This window comes from Paenibacillus sp. EZ-K15 (genome assembly GCF_002573715.1).
Classification (GTDB): Bacteria; Bacillota; Bacilli; order Paenibacillales; family Paenibacillaceae; genus Paenibacillus_AQ.
The window spans coordinates 194,319-212,414 of sequence record NZ_PDHM01000024.1; the positions used below are offsets into that span (position 1 = coordinate 194,319).

At 50.2% G+C, this 18,096-nt stretch carries 20 protein-coding genes and 1 riboswitch; of the genes, 3 read left to right on the forward strand and 17 right to left on the reverse strand.

Annotated elements, in window-relative coordinates:
* Positions 1–373: 373 nt before the first annotated feature.
* Together CRG97_RS28985 and CRG97_RS28990 are read right to left on the reverse strand one after the other, a co-directional pair.
* A complete protein-coding gene (locus CRG97_RS28985) occupies positions 374–1,309 on the reverse strand; it encodes a sugar-binding transcriptional regulator (RefSeq protein WP_076325323.1) in 936 nt (311 codons plus the stop codon).
* 174 nt (positions 1,310–1,483) lie between these two features.
* Entirely contained in the window at positions 1,484–2,218 is a 735-nt protein-coding gene (locus CRG97_RS28990; RefSeq protein WP_098749036.1) for a ThuA domain-containing protein, read from the reverse strand.
* 159 nt (positions 2,219–2,377) lie between these two features.
* Between CRG97_RS28990 and CRG97_RS28995 the strand changes: the two genes are divergently transcribed.
* Positions 2,378–3,256, forward strand: coding sequence for an AraC family transcriptional regulator (locus CRG97_RS28995; protein ID WP_098749060.1), 879 nt, complete (start codon positions 2,378–2,380; stop codon positions 3,254–3,256).
* A 497-nt stretch (positions 3,257–3,753) separates the two neighbouring features.
* Here CRG97_RS28995 and rnhA read toward each other — a convergent pair whose 3' ends face one another.
* Positions 3,754–4,416: a ribonuclease H gene (gene rnhA, locus CRG97_RS29000; protein WP_076325316.1), complete on the reverse strand. Its 663-nt coding sequence runs from the start codon at positions 4,414–4,416 to the stop codon at positions 3,754–3,756.
* 28 nt (positions 4,417–4,444) lie between these two features.
* A complete protein-coding gene (locus CRG97_RS29005; protein ID WP_098749037.1) occupies positions 4,445–4,669 on the reverse strand; it encodes a hypothetical protein in 225 nt (74 codons plus the stop codon).
* A 201-nt stretch (positions 4,670–4,870) separates the two neighbouring features.
* Here CRG97_RS29005 and CRG97_RS29010 point away from each other — a divergent pair, with 201 nt between their 5' ends.
* Positions 4,871–5,824, forward strand: coding sequence for a helix-turn-helix transcriptional regulator (locus CRG97_RS29010; RefSeq protein ID WP_098749038.1), 954 nt, complete (start codon positions 4,871–4,873; stop codon positions 5,822–5,824).
* Between the two features lie 82 nt (positions 5,825–5,906).
* Positions 5,907–6,428 carry a DinB family protein gene (locus CRG97_RS29015; protein ID WP_098749039.1) on the forward strand — a complete coding sequence of 174 codons (522 nt, stop codon included), beginning with the start codon at positions 5,907–5,909 and terminating at the stop codon, positions 6,426–6,428.
* 139 nt (positions 6,429–6,567) lie between these two features.
* On the opposite strand, the gene CRG97_RS29020 is transcribed toward CRG97_RS29015, so the two are convergent.
* From CRG97_RS29020 to CRG97_RS29080, 13 genes are all read right to left on the reverse strand, one after another.
* Entirely contained in the window at positions 6,568–7,104 is a 537-nt protein-coding gene (locus CRG97_RS29020; RefSeq protein WP_098749040.1) for a DUF2179 domain-containing protein, read from the reverse strand.
* Positions 7,101–8,009, reverse strand: coding sequence for an ectoine hydroxylase (gene thpD, locus CRG97_RS29025; protein WP_098749041.1), 909 nt, complete (start codon positions 8,007–8,009; stop codon positions 7,101–7,103). The genes CRG97_RS29020 and thpD overlap by 4 nt, the downstream gene beginning before the upstream one ends.
* 14 nt (positions 8,010–8,023) lie before the next feature.
* Positions 8,024–8,416: an ectoine synthase gene (locus tag CRG97_RS29030; RefSeq protein ID WP_098749042.1), complete on the reverse strand. Its 393-nt coding sequence runs from the start codon at positions 8,414–8,416 to the stop codon at positions 8,024–8,026.
* Complete coding sequence (gene ectB / locus CRG97_RS29035) at positions 8,413–9,705, reverse strand: diaminobutyrate--2-oxoglutarate transaminase (RefSeq protein WP_098749043.1); 1,293 nt, start codon at positions 9,703–9,705, stop codon at positions 8,413–8,415. Before ectB ends, CRG97_RS29030 begins: the two co-directional genes overlap by 4 nt.
* 16 nt (positions 9,706–9,721) lie before the next feature.
* The gene (gene ectA, locus CRG97_RS29040; RefSeq protein WP_098749044.1) at positions 9,722–10,234 is read right to left on the reverse strand and encodes a diaminobutyrate acetyltransferase; all 513 of its coding nucleotides are present in this window, start codon (positions 10,232–10,234) and stop codon (positions 9,722–9,724) included.
* Between the two features lie 25 nt (positions 10,235–10,259).
* Positions 10,260–11,117, reverse strand: a complete 858-nt coding sequence (gene ehuA, locus CRG97_RS29045; RefSeq protein WP_098749045.1) for an ectoine/hydroxyectoine ABC transporter ATP-binding protein EhuA — start codon at positions 11,115–11,117, stop codon at positions 10,260–10,262.
* 13 nt (positions 11,118–11,130) lie between these two features.
* Entirely contained in the window at positions 11,131–11,793 is a 663-nt protein-coding gene (ehuD, locus tag CRG97_RS29050) for an ectoine/hydroxyectoine ABC transporter permease subunit EhuD (protein WP_098749046.1), read from the reverse strand.
* 2 nt (positions 11,794–11,795) lie between these two features.
* Positions 11,796–12,449 carry an ectoine/hydroxyectoine ABC transporter permease subunit EhuC gene (gene ehuC / locus CRG97_RS29055; protein WP_076325306.1) on the reverse strand — a complete coding sequence of 218 codons (654 nt, stop codon included), beginning with the start codon at positions 12,447–12,449 and terminating at the stop codon, positions 11,796–11,798.
* A 1-nt stretch (position 12,450) separates the two neighbouring features.
* Complete coding sequence (gene ehuB, locus CRG97_RS29060) at positions 12,451–13,284, reverse strand: ectoine/hydroxyectoine ABC transporter substrate-binding protein EhuB (protein ID WP_098749061.1); 834 nt, start codon at positions 13,282–13,284, stop codon at positions 12,451–12,453.
* Positions 13,285–13,653: 369 nt separating this feature from the next.
* Positions 13,654–13,801, reverse strand: a riboswitch (cyclic di-AMP (ydaO/yuaA leader).
* Between the two features lie 423 nt (positions 13,802–14,224).
* Positions 14,225–14,968 carry an SDR family NAD(P)-dependent oxidoreductase gene (locus CRG97_RS29065; protein ID WP_098749047.1) on the reverse strand — a complete coding sequence of 248 codons (744 nt, stop codon included), beginning with the start codon at positions 14,966–14,968 and terminating at the stop codon, positions 14,225–14,227.
* Positions 14,969–15,154: 186 nt separating this feature from the next.
* The gene (locus tag CRG97_RS29070; RefSeq protein WP_098749048.1) at positions 15,155–15,766 is read right to left on the reverse strand and encodes a flavin reductase family protein; all 612 of its coding nucleotides are present in this window, start codon (positions 15,764–15,766) and stop codon (positions 15,155–15,157) included.
* A gap of 1 nt (position 15,767) precedes the next feature.
* A complete protein-coding gene (locus CRG97_RS29075; RefSeq protein WP_098749049.1) occupies positions 15,768–16,715 on the reverse strand; it encodes a ring-cleaving dioxygenase in 948 nt (315 codons plus the stop codon).
* A gap of 239 nt (positions 16,716–16,954) precedes the next feature.
* Complete coding sequence (locus CRG97_RS29080; RefSeq protein ID WP_076325302.1) at positions 16,955–18,034, reverse strand: AI-2E family transporter; 1,080 nt, start codon at positions 18,032–18,034, stop codon at positions 16,955–16,957.
* Positions 18,035–18,096 lie beyond the last annotated feature (62 nt).

Sequence of the window (18,096 nt, forward strand, 5' to 3'; positions counted from 1 at the left end):
TGTTTTTTTTGCAATCTTGTAAAAGCGCTATCATAACGCTTAATCCTTTAGACGGGACCATCATATCACAGCCCTGAACATATGTAAAATACATATTGAAAATATGTTCATTCCGATTTATGGCAATGATATTTATCATTGTTGACTAAAATGACAATTCATCATTCAGGAATAATCTAACAATTCCCTCCGTTTACTATGCTCTATACCCGATCAGAGTAAACATAAACAGAAAAGAAGCCCCTCTTCCTGTACAGAGAGCTATTTTCAACGCACTAAAAAACACCTCATCCAGGCGAGCGCGAAGCTGTAGCGGCTTCAAATCTCCCTAAAATGAGGTGTCTATTTCATTATCCACATCAAGTTGAGCATTTCATGATAACAAGGCTTGCGCCGTGAACTGGTCCGTCACCAGAATGTTTGCATATTTACCGACCAGCGCAGCTCGAATGGCATCTACCTTTCGCTGCCCGCCTGCGACGAGAATGGATTTTTCCTTGTGCCGAAGATCATCCAAATCGATGCCCACCGTACGATTGTTAATATTCTCGCTGCACACCCTGCCCTCCGCATCAAAAAACCGGGAGCAAATATCGCCCGCGCCGATCTTCTGCAGAAGTTTCTGTTCTTCCTTGCTAAGATAGCCGAGCCTAAACAGAAGCGCGTCCTCATGAACAGTACCGACCGTGAACATGGCGATGTTGGCTTGTTTGCCTAATTGGATAATCCGCTGGATATGCCGGTCCCGCTCCACCATTTCTTTCAGCTCGGTGGTGTCAAAGATGACGGGCAGCGGCAAATATCTCGCCATCGTGTGGTACGCCTCAGCAAACAGATTGACAATCTCTGCGGCATACGTGTTCACATGCGAGTGGCTGACGCCGCCCTTCAACTGCACGACCTCAACGCCCCGAACGGGCTTCTGCTGCAGCTGAAGTGCCACGGCATGCATGGTCGTTCCCCAGGTCACGCCGATAATATCGGCATCCTGAACTGTTTCATGCAGGTAATCGGCTGCCCTTTTGCTGATATGCTTCTGGATTTCGCGGTATTCATTGATGGGGGAATAACTCACCAGCACCTGTTCCAGTTCGTACTTCTTCTTCACTCCTTCGCCCAAAGCGTCCAGGTCCTCGAGAGGGTCCACAATGCTGATCTGCACATAGCCCTGCTCCTTGGCGTGCTGAAGCAGCCTGGAAACCGTAGGACGTGAAACGCCGAGTCTTGTCGCGATATCCTGCTGGCTGTAATCCGACATATAATACAATCTTGCCGCCTCAATGCTAAGGCGCTGTTTATCCTGATCCATGATCCAACCCACTTTTATTTATGTCGTAACCGAATTGGGTACATTATACATTGTTCTTTGGCGGATTTCGATAGCCTCCGTTATTGTCAAAATAAACAAGCGCCCGATCAACAATCGTATGCCTGACATCTCAGGCGATACAACGTTAACGACGGACGCTTGCAAGGGATCAGCCTATACTGGCTGAACGTATTCGAGCGGAGATACCCGGCCATAGGAGGTCTTCGCGCCTTGGAGCGGCGCTGCCCATGCCACGGCATTCGTAATTACCTGCTGAATTTCAGGTTGGTGGTAGGTAGGGAATGCTTCATGACCCGGTCTAAAATAGAACAGCTTGCCGCGTCCGCGCTTGTAACAGCAGCCACTGCGGAATACCTCGCCACCTTCGAACCAGGAGACAAACACCAGTTCATCCGGTGCCGGAATCTCAAAGCGCTCACCGTACATTTCTTCCTGCGGAACCTCGATATATTCTCCAAGTCCGCTAACGATCGGATGGCTGGGATCGATGACCCACAACCGCTCCTTCTCACCGTCATCGCGCCATTTCAGTGCGCCTGTATTCGTGCCGAGGAGGCGCTGGAAAATCTTCGAGCCGTGACCGGAATGCAGAACGATAATCCCCATGCCGTCGAGTACGCGCTGACGCACTTTTTCCACGATATCATCCCGCACTTCACCGTGAGCCACATGCCCCCACCAGATCAGAACATCCGTTGAAGCGAGCACCTCATCCGTCAGGCCGTGTTCCGGATCATCCAATACGGCGGTGCGCACGAAGAACTGTGCATCCTTTCCCAGAAAATCGGCAATCGTACGGTGGATGCCTTCAGGGTAAATCTTAGCGATCTGTTCATTATGTCTCTCGTGCCGGTATTCATTCCATACCGTTACATTGATATTAGCCAAGGGTAATGGCCTCCTTTAATATTGAAATAAAGCGACCTCTTATACATTCATCCCAAGTATAGGCTGTGTTACAATGAACGGGAATGTGTGAAAGTTACTCTTTTTGTACAAAAGCGACTTCGCGTTTTTTTGGGAGAGAGGGTGGAATTCGTGCTATCGATGAACGCTGACTATGTGCCAAGGATCAAACTGATGGGATTTGTCTCCTACAAGAACCCCTGGATTCATTTCAAGCGGAACACACACGAGTATATTCTGTATTTCGTGAAAAGCGGCGAGCTTCATATGCGGGAGAACGACGTTTCCCATGTGCTCAAGAAAGGCGACTTACTGGTCCTTGAACCGCATCTGGACCACGAGGGAACACAGAAACATCCCTGTGACTACTACTATATTCATTTTGAACACCCCGATATTCATCAAGCCCCCGAGCGGCCCTTGTCCTTGCTAGCCAAGCAATGGATCATGGGGGAGAACCAAACGGCAGGCAAAGATGACAGCAGGCAGCTATATTTCCCCAAGACCTGCACGCTAACCCAGAAAAAAAGCCTTCATCACATGTACCATGCCCTCGGCGAAATGCTGCAACTGTACAGACGGAAGCACTTTAACCGCAGTTTGACCGCGCTCAAATTCATGGAAATGCTGATCGAGCTGTCCCGTGAGAGCCTGTTCGATGAGCTGGAGAAGAACAGCCCGCACACCAAGTCCTATATGAAGGTGCATGCGCTGCTCGACTACATCCATGAACATTACGCCGAGAAAATCATCAGCTCGGAGATCGAGCAGCGATTCGAATGCAACTATGATTACATCAATCGGGTGTTCACTAAGCTTACCGGCCATACGATCATGCGCTATGTGAATCAGGTTCGAATCAATCATGCCAAGGAGTTAATCGAGGCCACCCACCTCAGCTTTGGGGAGATTGGGTATCTAACCGGCCTGGAGGATCCGTTCTATTTCAGCAAGGTGTTCAAAAAATATGTCGGTATGTCCCCCAATCAATACTATAAGCAGGTCCGCGAGAAGGAATAAGGTGAAGTGTACTCGTGGCTAAGCTCACGGTATAAAAGTCGCCCTATTGTGGATAGTTCCACTGCAAGCGTAACGGCTAACCTCCGGTTTTGGGGATAACCAGTCTCCTCCCACCAGTTAATAGGGAGTTATGCTTGCACTTCTCCACATTTGTTCACAAACGATGGATAACTACCATGAAATATATAATCGAAATTCGATTTGTGCAGAACGAACGGGGATAATGTTTATAACTCTGTGTATAAAGAACTTATTCAGGATGTTATGCACAGTCCTTCCGGTGTAAACTAAGCGTCCTTAGTTTGAATTATCCACATGCGTTGATTTGGATTTTTTTGCACTTGAATCCTAGGGGCAATGGCATACAAAAAGGCGAAGACAAGGAAGCCTCCTCCCTGTCTTCGCTTATTGTAAGGTGCCGCCCAGACGCGATAAATACGTTGCTATAAAACTACGGCTTTATACAACTTCGGACGTTTCCCTTCTGTAATCCCTCTTTATTTGCGCCCGTAATCGGCCTTAATCTCTCCCCAGCTCTTCGTTTGCCATTTCAGCACCTTGTTCTCATATGTATTGGTTCGAAGCCAGTGCTCGGCCCGGTCCACCAGATCCCAGATTTCTTGGGTTGACGCATCGCGCGGAAGCGTGGTGGCTACCTTCTTCTGCTTCAGCCATTTGAGTGCATTCATGGAATCGCTGTACACCGTTTTGGTGCTGCCCATTTTCTTCAGGTAAGCCAGCGCGTGGACGATGGCCAGAAACTCACCGAGATTGTTCGTTCCCTTCGAAATTGGTCCGCACGAGAACAGAATATCTCCTGTCTGCGTATCCACGCCTTTATACTCGACGGGTCCCGGGTTTCCCCGCGTCCCCACATCTACGGAGATGCTGTCATAATCGATCTCACCCGGTTCTTCGGCGGCAGATGCGCTGCTGCGCTTATAGCTCTTGGAACCTGAGCTGCCGGGCTTGCTTCCGGACTGCTGCCCCCAGTAATTTTTATAACCTGCCGCATAAGCCTGTTCCGCTTCGCTTCGGGATTCGAACGCCTTGAACTTCGCACCTGTAAACTGATTGACCTGCTGTTGGCATTCGCCCCAGCTTGTATAAATTCCGGGCACTTTACCTACCCAGACCACATAATATTTTTGCTTCGCCATCATAAACCTCCATTCCGAACTAACCTCTCTAGCGTACTATATCACATCCTCCGAAACCAACAAAAAAAGCGCCATCGTCTCCGATCCGCTTTCTGTGCTTGATCTTATTCAATTGTTCCTGTTTTGTCGGCTTCACTCTCACATGCTGTGACAGCGCACTATAATCTTCGTTGGTCTTTCTCATCGAGACGGCTAACCATGTTCCGGCACGTTCCGCTTTGCGGAGCGATTTTTGCGTTTTGGTACGGGCCATGAGGCTCACACTCCTTGTATTATGGGATTTCCTATATTGTACGGCAAAATGGAGGGGAATGGAACAACAGCCGGTCAGGTTCCGGCCACTATTTCATTTTCCGACTCATCCGATATCTCTTCTCCTTCTTCATAAAACCTATGATATAATACGGAATCATTGGAGAATAGATCCCAAACAGACAGGAGGAGTTGAACCGATATGAAACTGGAGCGGCTCATATCCATGATTTACATGCTGCTGAACAACGAGATCCTGTCCGCGTCTGCCCTGGCAGAGAAATATAACGTATCCCAAAGAACCATATACCGCGACATCGATGCGATCTGCGCAGCCGGCATTCCGGTTGTATCGTATCAAGGGGTGAACGGCGGGTATGGCATTATGGAGCAATACAAGATGGACAAAAGCTTGCTCGGCTCCTACGATGTCAGCGCCCTGATCACCATCCTGCACAGCATGTCAACGGTGTTTGAGGATGAACGGGCCATGGATACTATTCAGCGTCTGCAGACCATAGACCGTTCCGGCAACTCCGCATCGCAGGGATTGTCCATGGATATCGGGAGCTGGCGCTCTTACAACGAAAGCCTCCGTCTCCTTCGCCGCGCCATTACCGACAAGCATGTGATCTCCTTTCAATACATAAGCGCCAAGAATGAACGCATTCGCCGTAAAATCGAACCTCTGCGACTCATGTATAAATTCGGATCCTGGTATTTGTACGGCTTCTGCAGAACCAGAGCCGATTACCGCGAATTCCGGATTTCGAGAATGTCGGAGCTGTCCCCATCCGCCGAGCCCTTTCAACACCAGCATTCAGAGGAGCACACGCACGGGCCCCATCTTCAAGAGCAGAATCCGTACCACCGAGGGGAGCAGCATACCTGGGAGCCTTCACCCGATGCGATAGAAGTCATCCTTCACGTATCCCCCCGGGCCTTGGCCAAAGCGATGGATCGTTTCTATGATGTGCAGCGGGAATTTCATGAGGACGGCTCGCTCCGTCTCACGTTCAAGGTCGAACATCCGGATTCCTGGTGGTTCTGGTCTACCCTGCTGAGCTTTGGCGAGGATATCGAGATCATTGAGCCCGCTGACTTAAGGACGCGCATGCAATCCAAATTAGAAAAAATGCTGAAGGTTTACGCATAAGTATGACAGTCCGCTGTCATACTTTTTTATTTACAATGTTCCCAAGAAAGCAAAAACGAAGAAGCCAAAGGGGACGATCACGATGAACTATCCTGTCAAAATGTATGAGTACCATGTATGGGCCAACCAAGCGATATTCAACCGCCTGCTGGAGCTGCCGGGCGAATTGTACAATCAGAAAATAACGAGCATTTTCCCAACTGTATCCGAAGCGTTGATTCACATCTACACGGCGGATCTCGGATGGATGAACATTTTGTCCGGAATGGACATGAACCATGCTTTAGCGGAGGCCTTCCAGCTCCGAGACGAGCTTGAGTCCATTTCACTGGAGAGCCTAAACCTCCGGTTTATCGAGCTGTCAGAGCGATTCACGGCTTTTCTCAGTCAAAACCCTGACTTGGAACGGATCATCCGATTGGATAATCCTTATGCCGGGATCCGGGATACCCGTCTGTCCGAGATTATGCTTCATGTCGTGAACCACGGCACTTACCATCGTGGAAAAATTGCCGCCATGATGCGCCAGCTCGGAAGCTCCTCCGCGATGACCGACTACGCTTTTTTTTGGTACCAGAGTGAGCAGGAGTTGGTTCTTACCTGAATGACTCGAACCATAGCGGCAATCGCCCCCCGCCCCTGATCCAGAAATTCGATACCGGGTATTAGGCCGGCAAATACCGCACCCCAAAAAGCCTGCTCCAGAACCGGGTTCCAAAGCAGGCCTTCCTATTAAATATGTTCTACAATTTCAATTTGCGTCCTTCCGTCAATCGTACCCAGAAGCCGCCTTTGAAACTTTTCGGTTCATGGGAGATAATGAACGCCTGCGGCGACATTTTGGATAGTGACTCCATCAACCGCCGCTCGTTCTTCCGTTTCACAAGCACTTGAAGCACGAGCCGTTTGCCATCCTTGCCGTCCGCTTCCCAGGCCGTCACGCCATATCCCTTCTCCCGCAGGTTCATCGCCAGGTTCGTCTCAACGGAATTGACAATGACCTGTACCACGATGTACCCGAGGGCCAGATATTCCTCAATCCGGCTGCCGGCATACACACCAAGGCCGAAGCCCAGGCAATAGGCCGCCATATTAAAGGGATTGTCCAGATTTTGCAGGACGAGATTGAGTCCGAACAAGTAAACGAATACCTCCAGCATGGCCAGAAGGGAGGCAATCCCCCTTCTGCCTTTGATCATCAGAATCAGCCGCAGCGAAAAGATCGAGACATAGACTACGTTGATGCCGATGATGGAACCGATAAGTGTCAGCGAGATCATAGAGAATCACGGGTAGCGATATACTCCGGTCGTGGGCTCTGACCCGAATACGGCTGTTTGACCCTATTCTCTACGCTGTTATAGACCATAAAGATATTGCTGCGCGGCATCGGCGTAATGTTGCTGTTCGAACCGTGCATAATGTTGCAGTCAAAAATCACGATTGAGCCCGCTTTGCCGACCGGCGTGTCGATACCACTTTTCTGCACCATGCGTGTCAGGCTGTCATGATCTGGAACGCCGTACTCCTGCTTGCGCAGAGAATCCTTGAAATGATTCTCAGGCGTTTGGCCGATGCAGGCCACGAATTCCTTATGCGACCCAGGCACAACCATAAGCGGTCCGTTATAAGGATAGTTATCCTCCAGGGCAATGGAGCAGCTCAACGCTCTCATGCGCGGCATGCCATCCTCGACATGCCACGTTTCGAAATCGGAGTGCCAATAGAACTCCTTGCCCGTGAAGCCCGGCTTGTAATTAATTCGGGATTGATGGATATACGTCTCGCCTCCCAAGAGGTATTCCATAATCGCCAGGAGTCTCGGATGCTGGGATAGCTTCTTGAACACTTCATGGCTCTCATGCACCGCGAATACCGACCGCACTTCGTTCCCGCCCGGCTCCCGGATCACTTCATCCTTGTCCGATTCTCTTGCCGTTACCTGCAAACTGCGGGCTTCCGCCTGATATTTCGACAGCTCCTCTCGACCAAAGAAGTCTTCCAGGAATAAATATCCGTTACGCTCATAGAAGTCGGATTGCTCCTGCGTTAACGCAGCATCCGGACTCCATTCGGAATGAACGACAGGATCCTGTCTCTTTAGTATTCGGGGCTCCGCATGCACTCTTGAAGGATAAACGTCCAGTTCTTTTTCCTGAAGGGCCGACACATGATTATTAATCATCGCATATCATCTCCTTAGCCTGAAATTGGGGCGAGCAGCGGGTAGGTTCCTTCCTCATCGTGAACTTCAGCACCGGTAAGCGGCGGATTGAATACGCAGACCATCCGCATCTGCGAACGGGCTCTCAAATAATGCTTCTCGTGACCGTCCAGCGCGTACATCATCCCTGGGGATATCGAATAGGTCTCGCCGCCGACAACCTCGATTTCCCCTTCGCCTTCGATGCAGTACACGGCTTCGACGTGGTTTTTGTACCAGATCAGCGTCTCCGTTCCGGCCTTGATGAGGGTATCATTGAGAGAGAAACCCATGCCGTCCTTGGTGAGCAGCAGCCTTCTCGAATTCCATGTCTTGGTATCGATATCGTCCTTGGTATCCACGATCTCTTCCAAATGTTTAACAATCATGACAACCTCTCCTCTGCAGCTAATTGTTTCATACTGTTCTCAAATATCCCCAATCCCTGTGTCAATGTGTTCATTTCAATCGTCAGCGGCGGCATCAGCTTTGCCACTTCGCTGTGCGGACCCGACGTTTCCATAATCAATCCTTGCTCGAAAGCGATCTCGGACAGTCTGCCTGCGAGCTCCGACTTAGCAAAAGCAACCCCCTGAATCATGCCTCTGCCGCGAATTTCGCCGACGAACTGGGGGTAATCCTTCACAACGCCTTCCAATGATTGGCGAATCCGATTCTCCCTAATGCCGATATCGAGCTGGAAATCTTTCGTTTTCCAATAATTCAGCGCTTCGGCTGCGGCAACGAATCCGAGATTATTGCCCCGGAAGGTACCGTTGTGCTCCCCCGGCTCCCATATATCGATCTCCGGCTTGATCAGCGTAATCGCCATCGGCAAGCCAAAGCCGCCAATCGATTTCGAGAGACATATGATATCCGGCTCAATTTCGGCATCATCAAAACTAAAGAACGGCCCGGTTCTGCCGCAGCCCATCTGGATATCATCCAAAATAAGCAGCATCCCCTTATCCTTGCAGATGCGCGTCAGCTTCTGCAGCCATTCCCGGCTGGCGGCGTTCAATCCGCCTTCCCCCTGCACCGCCTCGACGATCACCGCAGCCGGAAGCGGAATGCCGCTTCCCGGATCATCCAGAAGCTTCTCCATATATGCCATCGTATCCACGTCATCGCCAAAGTAACCGTCATAAGGCATAAATACCGAATGGCTCAGATCCACGCCTGCGCCTTGGCGTTTGAAGGAATTGCCGGTAACCGCCAGCGATCCCAGCGACATGCCATGAAAGGCATTCGTGAAGCACAATACGGTACTGCGCCCCGTCACTTTGCGGGCGATTTTGAGCGCTGCCTCTACGGCATTCGTTCCGGTCGGACCGGGAAACATCACTTTGTGATCCCACCCGCGCGGCTTCAGGATGACCTCCTGAAATCGGGTCAGAAACGTTTCCTTTGCATCCGTAGCCATATCCAGACTATGCGTGACGCCGTCCTTCAGCATGTAGTCGACCAGCTTCTCGCGAATCCTCTCATTGTTATGTCCGTAATTTAAAGCACCTGCTCCCGCAAAAAAATCAATGTATTCATTGCCCTGCGTATCCCACAGCTTCGCATTCCGGGCCTTGTCGAAAACGGTCTGAAAACTCCGGCAATAACTTCTTACTTCCGATTCCAGCTTGTTAAACACAGTAAGCTTCGGTTTCTCCATGACTTGGTTGTCCATAGTTCCCTCCATTTGTTTAAATGTCATTGAAAAAGGGGCCAATCACGAATAACGGCTCATCTTCATGAGATGTCCCATCGGGGAACATTTCTGCTCCATAACCTACGGTTACGGTGCTGGGAATGGATTTCTCCTCGGCATAACCGAGAAACAAACGACGGGACGCCATGTTGCTCGGCGATACCGTAGCTTCAATATAACGGACACCATGGCATGCCTTCTGATTCATGAGACCTGTCAGCATCGCCTTGGCAATGCCTTGCCTCCGATGCGAATTAGCAACGGCAACTTGCCATACGAACAGCGTCTCCGGATTACGAGGAGAACGGAAGGCGGAAATAAAACCGATGATATCTCCTTCATGCTCGGCGATCATGCAGGTATCATGGAAGTAATCTCCAAGCATCATATAGCAATAAGGGGAGTTCAAATCAAGCGATCCGGTATCGCGTATGAGCTCCCACACCCGGGTGCCATCCCGTGCTTCCGGTCTTCGGTAAACAATTTTGGTTTCGGTATCCACAGCCATTCTATACAATCACCTCTTTCCAGAACTAATTTCCGTTGGAACGGAATCGTTGCAGGAAGCTCTGCAGCCGCTCGCTCTGGGGATTATCGAATATCTCCTCCGGCGGGCCCTGCTCAACGATCCTTCCGTCGGCTCCGAATATGACCCGGTCCGCGATTTCCTTCGCGAAATCCATCTCATGTGTAATCAGCATCATAGCCATTTCGCCTTCATCCGCGATTTCCCGGATGACCTCCAGCACCTCGCCGACCAGCTCCGGATCAAGAGCCGAGGTGACCTCGTCAAACACCATCACCTTTGGTCGCATGACCAGCGCTCTGGCAATGGCAACCCGCTGCTTCTGACCCCCGGACAGATTGGACGGATACATCTTCAGCTTGTCGGCCAAACCGACCTTGCCCAGCATGGAGACGGCCCGCTCCTCCGCCTCCTCTTTGGATAAACCCAGCACCTTGCGCGGGGCCTCCGTCACATTGCGAAGAACATTCATGTGCGGGAACAGATTAAAATGCTGGAAGATCATGCCTACTTTGCATCGCATCCGGTGCAAATGCTTTTCGCTGGCCCGAACCAGCTTCCCTTTCTCTTCCATATGCCAGAGCAGCTCGCCATCAACCTCGATGGTTCCTTCGGTGGGTTCTTCCAGCGTCATCAGCATCCGGCCCATCGTCGTTTTGCCCGATCCGCTCGGACCGATCACAGCCACCTTTTCTCCCGGCTGCATCTCCAGATCGATGCCCTTAAGCACCTGGAGATCACCAAACGACTTGGTCACGCCCGTATATTTCACAATCGGCTTGGTACCCGCAGCGGTAGCAGGATTGTTCTCCTGCTGCGACACCTTCGACGCTTCCGCTTGCTCATCGATCACAACGGCATTCAATAGACTCCCTCCTTTATTTTCCACGCTGCAGATTCATGCGTTTTTCCAGCCTTTGCACAAGCAAAGATGCGATATAACTGATGATCAGGAACAGAATCCCGACCAGCGTATACGGTTCAAATGCACGGAACGACTGCGACACGATATTTTTGGCCGTCAGCATCATCTCCACCAGCGTGATGGCGCATAGAATCGGCGTTTCTTTAAACATGACAATTAAATAATTGCCCAGTACCGGAATGATTGGCGGCACCGCTTGCGGCAGGATAATACTTCGCCAGGTTTGGGCTTTCGTGTAATTCAGTGCTGTCGCAGCCTCCCATTGTCCCTTCGGCACTCCCTCGATTCCGGAACGATACACCTCGGACAGATAGGTGCTGTAATGCAGCCCGAGACCGATGACCCCGGCATAGAAGGCCGGAATGGAAATTCCCGTTAGGAGCGGCAGACTGTAATACAGGAAGAAGACCTGAACCAGCAGCGGTGTATTGCGAATAAATTCAATCATTCCTTTGGTTATAAGCGACAACAGCTTAAATCGGCTCCGCGTCGCAAAGGCAAGCAGCAATCCGATGATTAATGCCACCACGAAAGCGCAGATCGTCACCCATACCGTCATCTTTAACGCACTCAAGAGCTGCGGCAGGATATCCCACACATAGTTCCAGTCCCACATGACTATAACCTCCCCGCTGTCCATTTACGCTCCAGCAGACGAACTGCCAGCGATACGAGCGTAGCAATGACAAAATACATGAGGAGCAGCAGTACCAGAATCTCGGTCGTCCAGGAGATGTAATTGTTGCGGAGCACCATCGCCTGATACGTTAAATCCGCCATCGTGATGAAATAAACCAGTGAGGTGGATTTGATGAGTTCCACAAGCTGATTTCCGAAAGGGGGAAGCATTCGCAAGGAAGCTTGAGGCAATATAACATTCCACAGCCTTTGCCAAGGCTTCAGATTAAGCGCTAAAGCGGCTTCCCACTGTCCTTTCGGAACGGCCAGCACAGCGCTTCGGACGATCTCCGATCCGTATGCGCCGAAGTTCAGCCCGATCGCCAGGATGGCCGCCAGCATTTTCGGAAGCTCGATGCCGATGAACGGAAGAGCGAAATACAACCAAAACAGCTGCACCAGCAAGGAGGTTCCCCGAAAGACTTCCACGTACACGGCTGTCAATGTGCGAATGATCCACAGCTTCGACAGTCGGCATAACCCGGCTGCAAAGGACATCACGACCGCAAGGATGGCTGAAAAGAAAGCAACCACAATCGTGATTTCCGCCCCTTTTAGCAGCGTAGGGAGAAAATCAATCCACGAATTCGGCATGCTATTCCCCGCAAAGCGCAGCAGCCGTCATTTCACCCGGAAGCTCTTCTTCTGTGAATCCGAACTTCTGCAGAATGTCCAGCAGCTCGCCCGATTCCTTCATTTTTTGCAGCTCCGCATCATAAGCCTCCTGGAACTCGGTATCCGCTTGGCGGAACGCCGTAGCTCCATAACCCCGAACGCTTTCTCCATCGATGACCGGCTGCTCGAAATCAGTTACACGTTCGATGTTGTCATCACTAGCCGAATCCAGCATCGCCTGCAGAGAGGGTCCCGTCATGGTAATCGCCTGTACCCGGTCTGCCTGAAGGGCGCTAATAGCCGAGGCCTGGTCGGGGACCTGTATGATCCGGTCCGAAGGAATGCCGGACTTCTCCATATAGCCGATTTCAACCGCGCCTGTCATGACGGCGACCTTAGCCTGGTCATGATTAGCAATATCCTCATAACTTCCGAGTCCCATCGGATTCCCTTGCTTCACCGCAATGGCTTCCCCGATGCTGTACTCCGGATTGGCAAACAATACGGCAGAGCAGCGGTCCGGATTAATGAACATGCCTGCGGTGATTAGATCAAACCGCTCGGCCTGCAGTCCGGCAACGAGTGAACCGAATTCCGTAAGCTCCCCCCTCATTTCCTTGATGCCAAGCCGCTCCAGAATAACCCGGGCAATCTCAACGGCTTCTCCCGTCAGCTCCCCGTTGGCCTCTTTATAGGCATAAGGCTTCTCATTCGCAAAACCTACGGTGATATACCCCTGCTCAATGGCGCGATCCAGCGTACTTCCTTTGTCGCCGCAAGCCGCAAGCAATACCACCATAATCACTGACAACATCAGCACAACCACTCTCTTCAAAACCTTCCACAACCTTTCGTTATGACTTTGCAATCCTTACAAAATGGCATGTTGAAATTACCCTTGTTAACGCATATGTTAACTTGGATATAAGGACATTCAGACACCTTGCACGGGTCGGGGCTTCAGGGAAGATGATTCATCCATCTCCTTGCACGCTTAAACCCAATGCCATCTGACCGATTCAATTGGTTAAACATTTGCAGGCCTTGCCCCTCCTCTTTAGCAGAATACAAAAAGACCACCAAACAGGGGATTTAGACATAGCTCCGCCAGCAGGGGGTCAAAAAATAGAGAAAAGGCCCCTAAGAGAATCAAGGGCCTTTGTTATGAACATCCATTATGTATAAAAGACCCATCCACTGCTGACGAGGTTAGCTGACGGACTCGGGTAAGATGGTACCCTACACTCGTGATTCCAAGTGACTCGCCCCTGGTGAAACTGGTTCCCCCGCTTTCCGGAAAATGTATGCCGGAAACTAAGCGTGTGTCCATGATAAAGGGAAGTTCAGGAAAAGTCAAACCCCTTTAACCGCTTTTTCTGGAAATTCAGACGCAGAAATGCCATTCTTCCGGGGTGTATGACAAGCTAGAAAAATGCCTCATTCAAGCCTGTCCCCCTACCGCACAGGAATTTTATTCCATACTCATTTTTCGCTATATAGCAGGCGTTTGCCATGCCTCCCTTACTCGTTCATGTGATGGATAGTTTATGCCATGAATTAGACCAGAACAGTGGAAAGCTTCTACACTCCATCTGAACTAAAAAAAATTTTTGATTATCCATTAAAAACCCATTATGACTCATTTACTTCTGGTTACGGGAGAGCTGGTGCCAGCATCATATATTAGCCGCTTTACGAAGCAATGAATGCACATCAAAAAACCCCGATAAGCGTCGGGGTTTATGGGGCATGGATTATACGGCTGTATATCCGCCATCCACCAGCAAGCTCGTGCCTGTAATGAAGGATGCATCTTCACTGGCGAGGAACAACACGGCTTTGGCTACTTCTTCCGGCTGTCCCAAGCGACCCATCGGATGAAGGCCGACCAGGTGCTCGGTGATCGCTTCCGTTCTTCCCTTAATAAGCGGAGTATCGATGTATCCCGGGCATACGGCATTGACCCGGATCCCTTTTGTAGCATAATCCGCACCCATCGACTGGGTTAACAGCTTAACGCCTCCCTTAGCGGAAGCATAGGCGGTAACACCCGCTTTTCCGACATGGCTATGGATCGAGCCGCAGTTTACGATCGCCCCTCCGGTTCCTTGGGATAGCATTTGTTGGATTACATATTTATCGCATAGGAACACCCCTGTAAGATTAATATCAATCGTTTTTTGCCAGTTGTCCATCGACAACTGATCAGCAGGGGCATCATGAGCAATGCCTGCATTAGCAAACAATACATCGACACGGCCAAAATGCTCAACCGTCTGCTTCACCATATTCGCAACTTCCTGTTCTTGGGTTACATCCGTCTTAACGAACAGCGTTTCAAAGCCTGCGCCTCTTAATTCATCCGAAACGGCCTGTCCCCGGTCCGAATAATCCGCAATAACAACCTTGGCTCCCTCTTCTACAAAAAGCCTTACTGCTGCTTCGCCGATCCCGCTGGCGCCTCCCGTCACAATGACAACCTTGGATTCAAATTTCATTTGTCGACCACTCCTATATTGTGAATTCATCGTATCGGTTCCACATTCATGTAGAGTTAACATATTCCAGGCATGATATTCCACAAGCCCCGTTTCTTTCATGAACAACATACTATCGAATAACGGCATATGGACGCTCACAACTTAATATTCGCTGCATCCTAACCTTATCCAGCCCGTCCGTTGTTATACAGGCCGCTCGATCGTAAACATCTCTCCCAATGAAGAATAGATGTTTCCCGCCATACGGCTCACAGGCTTCAATTTGGCAGCGTCAATCCGGCCTTGCTCGTAAAGCTCCTCCGCAACATGGAAGCGGACTACGCGGGCAATCAGCAGATCAGCAGCAGGCAGCTGATCCGAGCCATTCAAAGTGACGACCTGCTCCAGCACGCATTCCATGCGAATCTTGCTCTCCAGAACGCCAGGAACTTTAACAACCTCGCTATCGACCGGGGTTAAATGGGCTCGGTCAAGTTCACTCTCATGCGGGGGCAGGTTCGCCGCCGTTTCGTTCACGGCTTCAACGTTGTCTTCGTCCACGATGTGGATGACAAGCTCGCCGCTTTGCATGGCATTTCTTGCTGTATCCTTAGCCGTACCGTTCTTCCGCTGAACGGAAACGGACAGCAAGGGCGGATTGCTGGAGAGAATGGAGAAATAACTGAACGGCGCCGCATTCAGCACACCGTCCTCCGATAATGTCGTAACAAAAGCGATCGGCCGCGGAACAACGCTCCCGATCAGCAGCTTGTAGGTGTCCCGTTCGCTTTGGGTATTCGGGTCAATGGATATCACTTCAGTTACCCCTCTCTTGTATTTTGGCTTGTATAGGCTCCAGACCTTCCTCAATACGGGCTCGCTCCGGTTCAAACCAGGCAGGAAGTTTCAATTGTTCCCCCAGTGAGTCCAGGTCTTCATCCACCGTAAATCCAGGCGGATCGGTTGCGATCTCAAACAAGATCCCCCCTCGTTCCCTGAAATATAACGATCTGAAATAGTTGCGGTTCTTAATATCCGTTGGTAAAAAGCCATGTTGTTTCACCCACTCTTGCCATGTAACGTGCTCACCATCATCTTGGGCCCGCCATGCGATATGATGGGTCGTTCCGGCACCTCCGGCTCCCAACGGGATATCCCGCATCGGTAAATCAATTACGTTGCCGAAGGGGCCTGCTGACTGAAACCGTGCATAGTTAACGTCCTCTCCCATGAAGGTCAGCCCCATTACCTGCTCCAGCGCTTTCTTCGTTTCCTTCCACTTGCTGCTGAACAGGACCGCACCGCCAAACCCCTTAATCGCTGTGTCCGGCGTCACATCGTCCACAGACCAACTGCTCTTCGGTCCGTCTTTCCGCTCGACCAGCTCCAGAGAAAGTCCATCGCGATCGGAGAACTGGAGATAATGTTCGTTAAAGCGGAATGCTTTCATGACAGGGACGCCGAATCTCCGTAAACGCTGTTCCCAATAATGCAGGGCACCCGCAGGGACGGCAAAGGTTGTATATCCGACCTGTCCTCCTCCACGTAACCCTCTTCGCGAAGCTGAGGACGGAAAGAAGGTGATGATCGTCCCCGGATGTCCTTCTTCATCCCCAAAATACAAATGATAGATCTCGGGCGCATCATAATTCACCGTCTTCTTGACCATTCTGAGCCCAAGCACACCTGTATAAAAATCAACATTCTTCTGCGGGTCCTGCGCATAAGCGGTAATATGATGAATGCCTGCCGTTTGTAATGCCATATCCATCGCCTCCTCATCGTTTCGTGTCGAAACCTTGTTCCGTTTCATGGTCCTGTTTTGCATGATTTATGAGTCGGTAAACAATCTTTAATATTAATATCTTTAATTTAAGATTATATATTTTTCATATCATTGTCAAGCGCCCCTTCAAACCTCGGACATACAAAAAGCCGCCAAGAACGATTCCACGCTCTTAGGCGGCTTCAGTATACAGCTGCGGCTACATGTCTATCACCCGTCTATGCTTTTTGCCATTTTTCCTTAAAGAATAGCTGATAAACTCTCGTTACGATAATCTTAATGATCATGTAAATCGGTACCACCAGCAGAACCCCTATAATTCCTCCGAGATCCTGTCCCACCAAAACCAGGATAATGATCGTAATGGGATGGATCGCCAGCTGTTTGCCAAAGATATACGGTCCAATCAGGTTATCCTGAATTTGCTGAGCTGCCAGAATGACAACAAGCGACCAGATCGCCGTCCCAGGGGATTGAATGAAGCCGATGATCACGATCGGGATCGAGGATAGAATAGCTCCGATAAATGGTATGAAATTCGCGATAACCGCCACGGTCGTCAGCAGTAATGCATAAGGAAGACCAATAATCAGGAAGCCGATATACATCAAGACACCCAGCGCCAGATTGACGAGCACTCGTCCAACGATGAACCCTTTGAGGGCATTGTTGATTTCATCCAGTACCGAAGCTCCCACTTCCTTGAAGCGGTTAGGCAAAAAGCTAACAATCATCTCTCCGAACTTCCCGCCTTCCTTCAGCATGTAATACAGCAGGATCGGGAACGTAAATAAAACGATGGCAAAGTTCGACACGAACGAGAACAGGTTCATAATATAATTCGTCAGGAACGTGAAGCCTTGATTCAAATAATCGGTTAATTGGGTAAGTGGGTTAGAATCCTCCGGAAATATCTCCTTAAAGAGCCCGTTATTTTCCCACTCCTGCAGCTGTTCACCTAAGGCAGCAAATAATGCGGGCGCATTCTCCACAAGAGCAATGATCTGATCCCGCAGGGATGGCCATACCCCAATAATAAAACCTGTAAGTATGCCTGCAAACACGACATATAGGAGCAGGATGGCCAGCGAGCGATTTAGCTTGCGCTTTTCGAGAAGATCAACCAGCGGCCTGAGCAGGTAATAGAAGAATCCTGACAGCATCAGCGGCACGAGGATGATCGAGAAGAACGAAAGTACCGGTCTGAATATAAAATCCACCAGCGATCCCAAATAAATAATAATGAGGACCAGAATCACGGCGAGACATAATTTGAAAAACTTGTTCATTTTCAGCAAAAAGCATGCCCCTTCTCCTATTTTTTCCACCATCGTATCATGACAATGTGTGCATATACAAA

Excerpts from the sequence above, each read along its gene's own strand:
- thpD (WP_098749041.1), bottom strand. The coding sequence starts at position 8,009 with ATGATTAATAATCATGTGTCGGCCCTTCAGGAAAAAGAACTGGACGTT.
- CRG97_RS29020 (WP_098749040.1), bottom strand. The coding sequence starts at position 7,104 with ATGATCTCGCTGACACTTATCGGTTCCATCATCGGCATCAACGTAGTC.
- CRG97_RS29065 (WP_098749047.1), bottom strand. The coding sequence starts at position 14,968 with ATGAAATTTGAATCCAAGGTTGTCATTGTGACGGGAGGCGCCAGCGGG.
- CRG97_RS28995 (WP_098749060.1), top strand. The coding sequence starts at position 2,378 with ATGAACGCTGACTATGTGCCAAGGATCAAACTGATGGGATTTGTCTCC.
- ectA (WP_098749044.1), bottom strand. The coding sequence starts at position 10,234 with ATGGCTGTGGATACCGAAACCAAAATTGTTTACCGAAGACCGGAAGCA.
- rnhA (WP_076325316.1), bottom strand. The coding sequence starts at position 4,416 with ATGGCGAAGCAAAAATATTATGTGGTCTGGGTAGGTAAAGTGCCCGGA.
- ehuB (WP_098749061.1), bottom strand. The coding sequence starts at position 13,284 with ATGTTGTCAGTGATTATGGTGGTATTGCTTGCGGCTTGCGGCGACAAA.
- ehuD (WP_098749046.1), bottom strand. The coding sequence starts at position 11,793 with ATGTGGGACTGGAACTATGTGTGGGATATCCTGCCGCAGCTCTTGAGT.
- ehuC (WP_076325306.1), bottom strand. The coding sequence starts at position 12,449 with ATGCCGAATTCGTGGATTGATTTTCTCCCTACGCTGCTAAAAGGGGCG.
- CRG97_RS29005 (WP_098749037.1), bottom strand. The coding sequence starts at position 4,669 with ATGGCCCGTACCAAAACGCAAAAATCGCTCCGCAAAGCGGAACGTGCC.
- CRG97_RS29075 (WP_098749049.1), bottom strand. The coding sequence starts at position 16,715 with ATGGCATTACAAACGGCAGGCATTCATCATATTACCGCTTATGCGCAG.
- ectB (WP_098749043.1), bottom strand. The coding sequence starts at position 9,705 with ATGGACAACCAAGTCATGGAGAAACCGAAGCTTACTGTGTTTAACAAG.
- CRG97_RS29015 (WP_098749039.1), top strand. The coding sequence starts at position 5,907 with ATGAACTATCCTGTCAAAATGTATGAGTACCATGTATGGGCCAACCAA.
- CRG97_RS29030 (WP_098749042.1), bottom strand. The coding sequence starts at position 8,416 with ATGATTGTTAAACATTTGGAAGAGATCGTGGATACCAAGGACGATATC.
- CRG97_RS28985 (WP_076325323.1), bottom strand. The coding sequence starts at position 1,309 with ATGGATCAGGATAAACAGCGCCTTAGCATTGAGGCGGCAAGATTGTAT.
- CRG97_RS29010 (WP_098749038.1), top strand. The coding sequence starts at position 4,871 with ATGAAACTGGAGCGGCTCATATCCATGATTTACATGCTGCTGAACAAC.